Source organism: Thauera sp. 63 (assembly GCF_000310165.2).
GTDB classification, from domain to species: domain Bacteria; phylum Pseudomonadota; class Gammaproteobacteria; order Burkholderiales; family Rhodocyclaceae; genus Thauera; species Thauera humireducens.
Genome location: NZ_AMXC01000007.1, coordinates 22996 through 35170 on the forward strand (window position 1 = coordinate 22996; position 12175 = coordinate 35170).

Below are 12175 nucleotides of genomic sequence, written 5' to 3' on the forward strand. Positions count from 1 at the left end.
CGCACGGCGGTCAGTGCGCCGTCGCTTGCGTGCGGATGAGGTTGGCGAGTGTCGCCAGTGCACGGGGTGGGGCATCGGATCTGCGCGACACCATCCCGGTCGGCACCAGCCCGATCTCGGCCGGCACAGCGCGCATCTCCAGCCGCCGCGCATGCGCCGACTGCGCGACGATGCGCCGCGGCATCAGTGTCCAGCCCAGGCCGACCGACACGCAGCCGAGAATGCCTTCCAGCGTGCCGAACTCCATCGCGTCGGCCTGGGCATGGCCTAGCGCGCGCTGCAGGGCGATGGCACGTGCGCGGTAGGCGCAGCCCTCGCGGAACAGGATCAGCGGACTCAGCACCGGATCGGTGCCGGGGGCGAAGACCTGCACCAGTTCCTCGACCACCAGTTCGTCGAACTGCAGCGCTGGATGCACCACCGGGCCGGCGACGAAAGCGCAGTCCAGCTTGTGGGCGAGCACGTGGTCCACCAGCGTTGCGCTGGTATCGGCCCGCACGCGCAGCTCCAGCGCGGGGTGGGTGGCGCGCAGTTCGCTCAGTGCAGGTGGCAGGTAGAGCGCGGCGAAGGTCTCCATCGAACCGATGCGCAGTTCGCCCGCCTCGTCGCCGGCGTGGCGCACGGCGGCGACCGTCTGGCGTTCGAGGTTGAGCATGCGGCGTGCGTAGTCGAGCAGCACGCGACCCGCAGGGGCGAGTTCGACGCCGCGGCCGGAGCGGAAGAACAGCTCGGTGCCCAGTTCCTCCTCCAGCCGGCGGATGCGGGCGGTGACGTTGGACTGCACGGTGTTGAGCTTGCGCGAGGCAGCGAGGATGCCGCCTTCGTCGACGACGGCTTCGAAGGTGCGCAGGGCGAGGAGCTCCATTCCGCTATCTCCAAAAAAGAACTGTTCGTTCTATAAGATTCGCTTGTATCGATATCGTACGCCGACTATCGTTCGGTATCCACGAGCCGACATCACACGAACGCCATGAACGACCAGATCCAACGCATGAAGGTGCTCGGCGCCGGCATCTTCAGCCTCATTCTCGCGCTGGGTGTCGCGCGCTTCGCCTATACGCCGCTGCTGCCACTGATGCAGCAGCAGGCCGGCCTGAGCCTGGCCGAGGGCGGCTGGCTGGCGGCGATCAACTATGCGGGCTATCTGACGGGCGCGCTGATCGCGGCGTCGATCAGCGACCTGGTGCTGAAGGACCGTCTGTTCCGTGTCGGCATGGTGGTCGCGGTGCTGACCACGCTGATGATGGGCCTGACCACCGATGTGACGCTGTGGGCGGTGTCGCGCTACTTTGCCGGCCTGTCCAGCGCGGCCGCCATGCTGCTCGGGACCGGTCTGATCCTGAACTGGCTGATCCGCCATAACCACCGTAGCGAACTGGGCATCCACTTTGCCGGCATCGGCCTGGGCATCGCCGGTTGTGCGGCCGCCGTGGCGTTGATGGGGGCCTCGTTCGACTGGCGCGAGCAGTGGTTCGCGTTCTCCGCCATCGCCTGCGTGCTGCTGGTGCCGGCGCTGGGCTGGCTGCCGGCGCCCGACACCAGCCCGGTGACCAAGACCGGTGCGCCGATGCACGACAATCCGCCGAGCCCGCTGTTCCTGCGCCTGTTCATGGCGTCCTACTTCTGCGCGGGGGTGGGCTACGTGGTGAGTGCGACCTTCATCGTCGCCATCGTCGATCGCCTGCCGGGCCTGGAGGGGCGCGGCACGCTGAGCTTTCTTGCCATCGGCCTGGCGGCGGCGCCGGCCTGCATCGTGTGGGATTTCGTCGCGCGCCGCACCGGCGAGCTCAATGCGCTGATTCTCGCCGCGATGCTGCAGATCGTCGGCATCCTGCTGCCGGTGGTCGTCGGCGGGCTGGGCGGTGCGATCCTCGGCGCGCTGCTGTTCGGCGGCACCTTCATCGGCATGGTCAGCCTGGTGCTGACGATGGCCGGGCGCTACTACCCGACGCGGCCGGCCAAGATGATGGGCAAGATGACCCTCTCCTACGGTGCCGCGCAGATCATCGGCCCGGCGGCGACCGGCTGGCTGGCGGCGAGCTTCGGCAGCTACGCCGGCGGGCTCTACCTGGCCGCGGGCATGATGGTGCTGGGTACCCTGCTGCTGTTCATGCTGAAGGCGGTGGAGCGGCGCGACATCGCGGCACGCGCGTCCGCCGAGCCATGCATGCAGGCCTGAGGCCCGCGGTAGGCGATTTACCTTGCGGATTTGACGTTTTCCGGGTGCCGGGGTGAGGCGATGCGTGGTATTTTCCCCCCTGCTGCGAAAGCACGTCCACGTGTCGCGCATGTCGACCGGGAGCCGCCACTGCGTTGGCGTCACAAGACCAGAATCTAGGGGAAAAGAATGGCTGAGGGGAAATCCAAGATCATCTACACGCTCACGGACGAGGCGCCGATGCTCGCCACGTGCGCGTTCCTGCCCATTATCCGTACCTTCACCGAGCCGGCGGGCATCGAGATCGAGAAGGCCGACATCTCGGTCGCCGGTCGCGTGCTGGCCGAGTTTCCGGAATTCCTGACCGAGGCGCAGCGCGTGCCGGACACGCTGGCCGAACTCGGCCGCCTGACCCTGCTGCCCGACACCAACATCATCAAGCTGCCCAACATCAGCGCATCGGTTGCGCAGCTGAAGGCGTGCATCAAGGAGCTGCAGGAGAAGGGCTACGCCGTTCCGGACTATCCCGAGAACCCGACCACGGACGAAGAGAAGGCGATCAAGGCCCGTTACGGGAAGTGCCTGGGCTCGGCGGTCAACCCCGTGCTGCGTGAGGGCAACTCCGACCGCCGCGCCCCCGCCGCAGTCAAGAACTTCGCCAAGAAGCACCCGCACTCGATGGGTGAATGGAAGCAGTGGTCGCAGACCCATGTCTCCCACATGCACCATGGCGACTTCTATCACGGCGAAAAGTCGATGACGCTCGACAAGGCGCGCGACGTCAAGATGGAGCTGATCACCAAGTCGGGCAAGACCATCGTGCTCAAGCCGAAGGTTTCGCTGCTGGACGGCGAGATCATCGATTCGATGTTCATGAGCAAGAAGGCGCTGTGCGAGTTCTACGAGAAGGAACTCGACGACTGCCGCGAAGCAGGCATCCTGTTCTCGCTGCACGTGAAGGCGACGATGATGAAGGTCTCGCACCCGATCGTGTTCGGTCACTGCGTCAAGATCTACTACAAGGATGCGTTCGAGAAGCACGGCAAGCTGTTCGAAGAGCTCGGTATCAACGTCAACAACGGCATGGTCGACCTGTACGAGAAGATCAAGACCCTGCCCGAGTCCAAGCACGACGAGATCATCCGCGACCTGCACGCCTGCCATGAGCACCGCCCCGAGCTGGCGATGGTCGACTCGGCCAAGGGCATCACCAACTTCCATTCGCCCAACGACATCATCGTCGACGCCTCGATGCCGGCCATGATCCGCCAGGGCGGCAAGATGTGGGGTTCGGACGGCAAGCAGTACGACAGCAAGTGCGTCATGCCGGAATCGACCTTCGCCCGCATCTACCAGGAGATGATCAACTTCTGCAAATGGCACGGCAACTTCGACCCGCGCACGATGGGCACGGTGCCGAACGTCGGCCTGATGGCGCAGAAGGCCGAAGAATACGGCTCGCACGACAAGACCTTCGAGATCCCCGAGGACGGCGTCGCCAACATCACCGACCTTGCCACCGGCGAGGTACTGCTGTCGCAGAACGTTGAAGCGGGCGACATCTGGCGCATGTGCCAGGTCAAGGACGCGCCGATCCGCGACTGGGTCAAGCTCGCCGTGACTCGCGCGCGCAACTCCGGCATGCCGGCGATCTTCTGGCTCGACCCCTATCGTCCGCACGAGAACGAGCTGATCAAGAAGGTGAAGACCTACCTGAAGGATCACGACACCAGCGGCCTCGACATCCAGATCATGTCGCAGGTGCGCGCGATGCGTTACACGCTCGAGCGCGTGGTGCGCGGCCTGGACACGATCTCGGTGACCGGCAACATCCTGCGCGACTACCTGACCGACCTGTTCCCGATCATGGAACTGGGCACCTCGGCCAAGATGCTGTCGATCGTGCCGCTGATGAACGGTGGCGGCATGTACGAAACCGGTGCCGGCGGTTCGGCGCCCAAGCACGTCCAGCAGCTCACTCAGGAAAACCACCTGCGCTGGGATTCGCTGGGCGAGTTCCTGGCGCTGGCGGTGTCGATGGAAGACCTGGGCATCAAGACCGGCAACGCCAGGGCCAAGCTGTTGGCCAAGACGCTGGACGAGGCCACCGGCAGGCTGCTCGACGAGAACAAGTCGCCGTCGCCCAAGACCGGCGAGCTCGACAACCGCGGCAGCCAGTTCTACCTGGCGATGTTCTGGGCCGAGCGCCTGGCCGGGCAGACCGAGGATGCCGAACTGGCCGCCCGGTTCGCGCCGCTCGCCAAGGCCCTGCGCGACAACGAAGCCAAGATCGTCGAGGAGCTGACGGTGGTGCAGGGCAAGCCGGCCGATATCGGCGGCTACTACAAGGCCGATTCCGATAAGACCAAGGCCGTGATGCGCCCGAGCGCGACGCTCAACGCCATCCTGAAGGCCGCGCGCGCCGCCTGATCGAAGGCCGGGCAGACCCCGGCCAGTGCAGGCAGAAGAGCCGGTGTCCCGCGAGGGACATCGGCTTTTTTCATGGCCTTAGCCGCGCATCGCCATGTCCGGCGCGGGAACTCGCGACACGCTGCTGTGGACTGACGGAAGCAGGCCCTCGTTGCAGTTTCTCCCAAGTATCGACCCCATGCTCAGAACGCTGAAACAGCTCTTCAATACCCTGACTCCGCCGGCCGAACTCGCCGTACCGGAACACACCCTCCAGCTCGCGGCCGCGGTCCTGCTGATCGAGATGATGCGTGCCGACAGCCACTGCGGGCACGAGGAGCGTCAGGCCGCGGTCGATGCGCTCGCGGTCAAATTCGCTCTGGGAGAGGACGAAGTCGCGCGCCTGATGGAGCTCGCCGATGCGACCTCGCGCGACGCGCCGGATCTCTACTCCTTCACCTCGAAGCTCAACCGGGGCTTCAGCCCCGAGCAGAAGGTGAGGATGGTCGAGTACCTGTGGCAGGTCGCCTATGCGGATGGGCAGTTGAGCCACCATGAGACGCACCTGATGCTGAAGCTCGGCGACCTGCTCTACATTCCGCGCGGTGACTTCGTGGCCGCCAAGCAACGCGCACGTGCGGCGGCCGGTCTCGCTGCCGAGTGAGCCGTCCGCCATACCGGAACCGCGTCCCGATTCCAGCCTGCATTGCGTGGGCGTCGTGTTGCCACACTTTGAGGCGCTTTGATGCACATCAAAATGGCAATCTGGTGCCGTCTGTATCCTCGTAGCCTCGGATGCCCGGATTCTGGGCATTTCCGGCATCATGGAGGAAAAGCGGCGTGCCCATTACCTGGAACCCCGAGCTCGATACCGGCATCGACGTGATCGATCAGCAGCATCGACGCATTGTCAATTACATCAACGCGCTAGAAGTGGCCAATGCAACCCGGGACCGGGCTGCAATCGGGCGTACGCTTGATGAACTGGTCGAATACACGATCTCGCACTTTGCCTTCGAGGAAAGCCTGCAGGAAGAGGCGGGCTACGCCTTCAGCAAGCCGCACAAGCGTGTGCACGAGCTGTTCGTGCGGCGGGTCAATGAGTACGTCGAGCGTCACCGCCTGGGCGACGACATCGGCGATGAACTGTACAAGTTGCTCGCGACCTGGCTGGTCAACCACATCAAGCGCGATGACAGCGATTATGTCGGCGCGGTGAAGGCGAACATGATCGGCATCATCGCCGAAAAGCGCGAACGTCAGGACGGCGGCTGGTTCCGCCGCTTCTTCCGCAGGGCGGCGGCCTGACTACGCCGCGGCAGGCTGCTCAGGCCGCGCGGCACTCGTTTGCGAGCGGGGCCTGAGTGCGTCCATCCAGCAGCAGGCCCTTCCATGGCAGGTCGATCCACACGAGGCCGCTGGCGGCATCCTCGAAGCGCGGCAGGCCGGAATAGGACGGGTCGCGCTCGAGCTGGTAGTGACGCCCATTCCAGTCGAGCTGTAGGCGGTGATTGACCTTGTCCCGCATTTCGCGCTGCAGCGCCAGACGGATGCCTTGCTCGCAGCGGTAGTCGCCGCTGGGCAGGGCGAACTCGAACTGACCGGCCTGGGTGGAGATGCCGCTGTCGGGCTCGACCACCCTGGGCGGCTGGACGGTGCAGGCGGTAACCAGAAAGGCGAGGGTCAGGCTGGCGGGGATGACGCGGATCATGAGCGGCGGTCCTTCGAGGCGAGTCGCACGATTGTAGATTGATCGTCGCGAGGATGCCGGCGCCGCTGTCGGCCCGCCCCGGCAAGGACTTCCTGCCGGGGCGCGGGCCGGACTCCAGCGTGGCACATGCCCTGCCGTTTCCCGGCCATCGTCCAGGCGCGGCGTCATGCGCCGCCGGTCGGCCTGGACGACCTTGCCGCACGGATCACTTCACGTTCAGCAGGCTCTCGTCCCACGTGTCGTGCTTCTGCAGCCCGAGCAGGTTGGCGACGGTGGCGGCGATGTTCGACAGGCCGGCGGTGTCGGTCTGTATCAGGTCCAGCCTGCCGCCGCTGACGTTGTCGTAGAGAACCAGCGGCACCGGGTTCAGCGTGTGCGCGGTCTTGGCCTTGAACGAGCCGTCCTTGTTCTGTGCCGGCTGCTTCGTTTTCTTGTCGAGCTCGAACATCTCGTCGGCGTTGCCGTGGTCGGCGGTGATCAGCGCCACCCCGCCTGCGGCATCGATCGCCGGCAGCAGGCGCGACAGCGCCAGGTCCACCGCCTCGATCGCCATCGTCGCGGCGCGGAAGTTGCCGGTGTGGCCGACCATGTCGCCGTTTGCGTAGTTGCAGCGCAGCACCTTGTACTGGCCGGACTGCAGCGCGGCGATCATCGCGTCGGTGATCTCGGCCGCCTTCATCCACGGCCGCTGCTCGAAGGGCACGACGTCGCTGGGGACTTCCTGCCAGGTCTCGCCCTCGAACTTGTTCGAGCGGTTGCCGTTCCAGAAGTAGGTGACGTGGCCGAACTTCTGCGTCTCGGAGCAGGCGTACTGCGCCAGGCCCGATTTGCTGAACCACTCGCTGGACGTGTCCTTGATTGCTGGCGGTGCGACCAGGAAACGCTTGGGCAGCTGCAGGTCGCCGTCGTACTGCAGCATTCCGGCGTAGGTCACGCGCGGGGTGCGCACGCGGTCGAATTCGGTGAAGTTCTCTTCCACGAAGGCGCGAGTGATCTCGATCGCGCGGTCGCCACGGAAGTTGTAGAACACGACCGAATCGCCGTCCTCGATGGTGCCGATCGGATCGCCATTCTCGGCGATGACGAACTCGGGCAGGTCCTGGTCGATGGTGCCCGGGTTGCGCTCACGCAGGCCGTTCACCGCCTCGGTGGCGTTGGCGAACTGCGGGCCTTCGCCCAGCACGTGAGTCCGCCAGCCGCGTTCGACCATCGGCCAGTTGGCGTCGTAGCGGTCCATCGTGATGGTCTGGCGGCCACCGCCGGAGGCGATGCGGGCGTCGAAGCCGCCGGTGCTGATGTCCCGCAGGAAGGCTTCGAAGGGGATGACGTAGTCCAGCGCGCTGGTCTCGGGCACGTCGCGGCCATCCAGCAGGGCGTGGATGCGCACGGTCTTCACGCCTTCGACCTTGGCCTGCACGACCATCGCCTTGAGGTGGTCGATGTGGCTGTGCACGTTGCCGTCGGAGAACAGGCCGATGAAGTGGAGCACCCCCCGGCCGGCCTTGGCGCCGGCGACGATCTGCTGCCAGGCCTCGCCCTGCCAGATCGCGCCTTCGGCGATGGCGTTGGCCACCAGTGCGGCACCCTGCGCGTAGACCTGGCCGGCGCCGATCGCGTTGTGGCCGACCTCGGAGTTGCCCATGTCGTCGTCCGACGGCATGCCGACCGCGGTGCCGTGGGCACGCAGGCGGATGTTGGGGTACTTGGCGAACAGGCGGTCCAGCGTCGGTTTGCGTGCGGCGTCGATGGCGCTGCCCACGTCATGCTTCGGGATGCCGTAGCCATCCATGACGATCACGACGACAGGGCCCGGAACGCCGGCGAAGGCGGGGAATTTTTGCAGCATGGTCGCTTCCTGAAGGAAAAATTCGGGGCCGGCGAGGCGGGCACGGGGCGCCGCGGCCGGCGAAACCATTATTTTCCTTCAAATCGGGGCCGCAATTGCATGGGCGTTTTCAATCGTTGCGATCGACTGCGCCTTGCCCGCGCCGTGTTCAGCCCGCCCACAGCGGCGCCCCTGCCGCGTCCCGATAGCTGAGATAGGCGCGCAGATCGAACTCGTACTGGTGGTACTGCGGCTCCATGTGCAGGCACAGCTGGTAGAAGGCCTTGTCGTGCTCGCGCACGCGCAGGTGCGCGAGCTCATGGACGACGATCATGCGCAGGAACGCCAGCGGCACCTCGCGGAACAGCGTCGAGACACGGATCTCGCGTTTGGCCTGCAGGCGGCTGCCCTGCACGCGCGAGACTGCGGTGTGGGTGCCGAGCGCGTTGCGGATCACGTGCAGCGTGTTGTCGAAGCAGACCTTGCTGAGTGGCGGTGCCGCACGCATGTGCTCTGCCTTCAAGACCTGCACGTAGTCGTACAGTGCGCCGTCGGAGCGCACCGTGTGCGCGTGCGGATAGCGCTTGCAGAGTACCTCGGCGAAGCGGCCCTGTTCGATCAGCGCGGCGACCTGTTCGCGCAGATGCGGCGGGTAGCCGGCGAGGTAGTCGGGGGCGGCCCTGGGGCGCATGGTGGTTGTCCTGGCGGTGGTGTTCAGAAGTCCCGCCGGCTTACTTCTTGAATTCGTCGTGGCACGACTTGCAGCTCGCGTGGACCTTGTCGTAGGCCGCCTGGGCGGCTGCCTTGTCGCGCGTCTGCGCGGCCTGCGCCAGGGCGTCGGTCAACGCGAAGAAGGTGATGCGCTCGGCTTCGAAGGCCTGCGGGCGCTCCCACACCGCGGCTTTGGCCTTGGTCGGGGGGTAGTTGGTATCGGGCCCGAAGTGGCCCCAGGGCGCATCGCGGCGGCTCACCAGCTCGGAAGCCAGGCGGGCGAATTCGTCGGGCTGGTAGCGGTTGTCGCGCAGCATCTTGCCCATCGGCTCGAAGCTGCGCAGCATGGCCTTGAAGGCGTCCTGGCGCTGCTTCACCGGCTGTCCGGGCCGGGTGTCTTCGACCGGACCGCTGCAGGCGGCGAGGGTCAGCAGGATCAGCAGGGAAGGAAGGGCGAATCGGGGCATGGCGTACTCGTGAGGTTTCGGGTGATGTCGACGGACATGGCGCCCGGTGACAATGGAGGCCGTCCGGCCGGACGAAGTTCAATCGGACCGCTGCCGGGGCGAGGGGGGCGTTGCGCAGGGGCCGCTAGGCGGCTTCGATCTCGACCCGGTTGCGGCCCTTGCGCTTGGCCGCGTAGAGCGCCATGTCGGCGCGGCGGATGAGGTCGGACAGATGCGTTTCGCCCGGTCGGAGCGTCGCGATGCCGAAGGAGGCCGTGACCGGGCAAGGCAGGGCGTTGGTGTCGTGCGCAGCCGCCTCTGCGATGCAGTGGCGCAGGGTTTCGGCGACGATCAGCGCCTGCTCGAGATCGGTATGCGGCATCAGCACGACGAACTCCTCGCCCCCGAAGCGGGCCAGGATATCGGTGCTGCGCAGGCGGTCGCGGATGACCCTGACGACCGTCTGCAGCACCTTGTCACCCTCGGGGTGACCCCACTCGTCATTGATCCGCTTGAAGTGGTCGACGTCGAGCGCGAGCAGCGAAACGGACCCGCCGTGGCGGCGCGTTCGCTTGAATTCGAGATCGGCCAGGACGTCGAACTGGCGGCGGTTGTAGGCACCGGTGAGCGGGTCGACCGAGGCCTGCGTTTCCAGCCTCGAGGTCAGTTTCTGCAGGGCGCGCATGTTCCGCTGGTTGCGCCGCGAGGCGGCGAGCATTGCCAAGGCGCCGGCGACCAGTACGAGGTTCAGCGCGATCCAGAATGGAATTGCGTCCTTTACGCTCGACCACCACAGGCTCAACATGCGTTCGCGGGTGATCGAGGTGATGACCCACAGTTCGTGATCGGGCATGTAGGTCCAGGTCTGCCGGCGCAGTGCCTTGTCGAAGGGTGAGATGTCCTCACGCTTGATCAGGCCGGGGCGTGTATCGGCCGGCGGCAGGTCGTCCGGCAGTTTTACCCTTTCCTCGGTCGGGCGGTTGGTCATGACGGGCAGGCGCGTGATGACGTGGCCGTCGGCCTTGATGATGCCCAGCCCTGCCCCTTCGACCTCGAGGGCTTCGGCGAGGTCGCGGTTGAACACTGAAAGGTCGATGATCGCGACGATCACGCCGTCGAAGCTGCCATCGGCCGCCCGGAGCGGACGGCTCAGGCTGAAGAACCAGCGATCGGGATAGGCGCGCGAGGCACGGACCGGGCCGATGTACAGCCGCCGATTCGGGTCGTCGCGCAATGCAGTGAAGTATTCGCGATCGGTGACGTCGGGGCGGGGACCGTCGTTCGACCAGTGCTGGATCTGTCCGTCCCGCGACAGTATGAGCAGGTCGATCAGCTTGGCGTCGAGGGCGCCCAGCCTGCGGAGTTCGTCGCCGAGCGCAGGTGTGTCCCGCCGCCCCGCGAGGTCGCTCACCACGTACTCGTAGAGGTTCAGCGTCTGCTCGATCTGCGACAGCAGCGCCCGGTGCTGCAGCGTCTGTGCTTCGTCGCCGCGCACGAGCGCCTCCTTCCGCCCTTCGATGAGCTGATGGACGATCAGGCTGTTGAGGCCGGCGAGCAGGATCGCGCAGACGAAGACGATTGCCCGCGGCAGCAGCAGGGAATCGATCAGCCGGTCGGTCCGGACAACGCGCGGTTCGGTCGGCGCACTCAACGGGAACTCATTTTGCAGGGATGGAGGGCAAGCGCGCCTGCGCACTCTGGCGGGGCGCGGGCGACCTGGCGAGAATACCGGAAATCGCCTTGCCGCCCCCCGTGTCCGTGCGCCTCAGCGTGACGTGCGTTGCACTAACAGGCGCCGCAATGGCTCGCCGACGACGGTACGGAAGCGCGGGCTGTGCAGGCAGATGCCGCCGACGAGCCCGACCAGGCAGCCGAGCACGGTGTCGATGAAGCGCGACTGGATGAGTTCGGCGGGCACGGCGTGGCCCAAGGTGGCCGCTTCGGCAAGCAGGATGGTCAGCGGCGTGATGAACACGACCGCGAACCCGTAGTGCCGTACGACCGTGCTCTCGATGATGAAGGCGAGGATGACCACCAGCAGGCTCACGCTCCAGGGCGTCAGCGGCAGCATCAGGATGGCCCACGCGAGCAGCATGCCCAGGGCGGTGCCCAGCACGCGGTGCAGCTGGCGGTTCCAGACTGCGCGCAGCGTCACGCCCTGGATCACCGCAAGGCAGCTGACTGGCACCCAGTAGGGACGGGGCAGTTGCAGGGCCAGCGCGATCGCGAGCGCGAGGCCGACGAAGACGCCGATGACGACCGCGTCGAACACCACGAAGTCGAAGGTGGGGGGCGGGAGCGGTGCCACCGGTTCAGCCGGCTGCAGGCGCAGGATGTAGAGGCTGTAGAGGAAGCCGATCAGTGCGGCGAGCAGCACCCCCATCGTCAGCAGGCCGACCTTCAGCGGGATCTCCTCGACGGTGCCTGGCGTGTAGGCCGCGATCGAGGCGGCCATGACGAAGAACAGGCTGCCGGGCGGCCCGACCCGGTAGAAGCGGCACACCATCGTCACCACGATCGCGACGAAGCTCAGCATCCACACCATCAGCACCGGCATGAAATGGCCGATCGCACCCACGGCGTAGCTGGCCGACATGCCGAAGCTGCAGGCCATCATCCACACCATGCGATGGTTCAGTGGCGTGTTCGGCAGGTACAGGAAGGCCAGTCCGCCGAGCGAGGAGATCAGCCCGTAGTCCAGCCGGCCGAATCCGGCCCCCACCGCCAGTGGCAGGCCGCAGGCGAGGGCGGCGGCCAGCGGCATCTGCCAGCGGCGGGTGCTGGGGTTGATGGTGGTGAGATGGCGCCATTCCGTGCGCACGAAGGCGCCAAGGCGGCGCAGGAGGGACGGGCTTTCCATGCTCGGGAGCCAGAGGTGAAATGCGATGTGTAACACACCCGCGGCGACGCTTGCG

Annotated in this window: 11 protein-coding genes; 4 read left to right on the forward strand and 7 right to left on the reverse strand. The window is 66.2% G+C overall.

Features of this window, described 5'->3' with window-relative positions; genetic code table 11:
- Nucleotides 1-10: 10 nt before the first annotated feature.
- The gene (locus tag C664_RS08150; RefSeq protein ID WP_004257298.1) at nt 11-865 is read right to left on the reverse strand and encodes a LysR family transcriptional regulator; all 855 of its coding nucleotides are present in this window, start codon (nt 863-865) and stop codon (nt 11-13) included.
- A 105-nt stretch (nt 866-970) separates the two neighbouring features.
- Between C664_RS08150 and C664_RS08155 the strand changes: the two genes are divergently transcribed.
- The 4 genes from C664_RS08155 (at nt 971) to C664_RS08170 (ending at nt 5875) form a co-directional block, all read left to right on the forward strand.
- The gene (locus C664_RS08155) at nt 971-2179 is read left to right on the forward strand and encodes a YbfB/YjiJ family MFS transporter (protein ID WP_004257301.1); all 1209 of its coding nucleotides are present in this window, start codon (nt 971-973) and stop codon (nt 2177-2179) included.
- Between the two features lie 168 nt (nt 2180-2347).
- A complete protein-coding gene (locus C664_RS08160; RefSeq protein ID WP_004257305.1) occupies nt 2348-4588 on the forward strand; it encodes an NADP-dependent isocitrate dehydrogenase in 2241 nt (746 codons plus the stop codon).
- A gap of 178 nt (nt 4589-4766) precedes the next feature.
- Complete coding sequence (locus C664_RS08165; protein ID WP_004257309.1) at nt 4767-5231, forward strand: tellurite resistance TerB family protein; 465 nt, start codon at nt 4767-4769, stop codon at nt 5229-5231.
- Nucleotides 5232-5407: 176 nt separating this feature from the next.
- Nucleotides 5408-5875, forward strand: a complete 468-nt coding sequence (locus tag C664_RS08170; protein ID WP_004257312.1) for a bacteriohemerythrin — start codon at nt 5408-5410, stop codon at nt 5873-5875.
- Between the two features lie 19 nt (nt 5876-5894).
- Here C664_RS08170 and C664_RS08175 read toward each other — a convergent pair whose 3' ends face one another.
- The 6 genes from C664_RS08175 to C664_RS08200 all read right to left on the reverse strand — a co-directional run bounded on the left by C664_RS08175 (nt 5895) and on the right by C664_RS08200 (nt 12120).
- On the reverse strand, nt 5895-6278 hold the full coding sequence (locus tag C664_RS08175) for a hypothetical protein (protein WP_004257315.1): 384 nt from the start codon (nt 6276-6278) through the stop codon (nt 5895-5897).
- 205 nt (nt 6279-6483) lie between these two features.
- Nucleotides 6484-8124, reverse strand: a complete 1641-nt coding sequence (gene gpmI, locus C664_RS08180; RefSeq protein WP_004257319.1) for a 2,3-bisphosphoglycerate-independent phosphoglycerate mutase — start codon at nt 8122-8124, stop codon at nt 6484-6486.
- A 148-nt stretch (nt 8125-8272) separates the two neighbouring features.
- The gene (locus tag C664_RS08185) at nt 8273-8794 is read right to left on the reverse strand and encodes a YgjP-like metallopeptidase domain-containing protein (RefSeq protein WP_004257322.1); all 522 of its coding nucleotides are present in this window, start codon (nt 8792-8794) and stop codon (nt 8273-8275) included.
- A 40-nt stretch (nt 8795-8834) separates the two neighbouring features.
- Nucleotides 8835-9281: a c-type cytochrome gene (locus C664_RS08190; RefSeq protein ID WP_004257325.1), complete on the reverse strand. Its 447-nt coding sequence runs from the start codon at nt 9279-9281 to the stop codon at nt 8835-8837.
- Nucleotides 9282-9405: 124 nt separating this feature from the next.
- Nucleotides 9406-10911 carry a GGDEF domain-containing protein gene (locus tag C664_RS08195; protein WP_004257332.1) on the reverse strand — a complete coding sequence of 502 codons (1506 nt, stop codon included), beginning with the start codon at nt 10909-10911 and terminating at the stop codon, nt 9406-9408.
- A gap of 114 nt (nt 10912-11025) precedes the next feature.
- On the reverse strand, nt 11026-12120 hold the full coding sequence (locus C664_RS08200) for an FUSC family protein (RefSeq protein WP_004257335.1): 1095 nt from the start codon (nt 12118-12120) through the stop codon (nt 11026-11028).
- Nucleotides 12121-12175 lie beyond the last annotated feature (55 nt).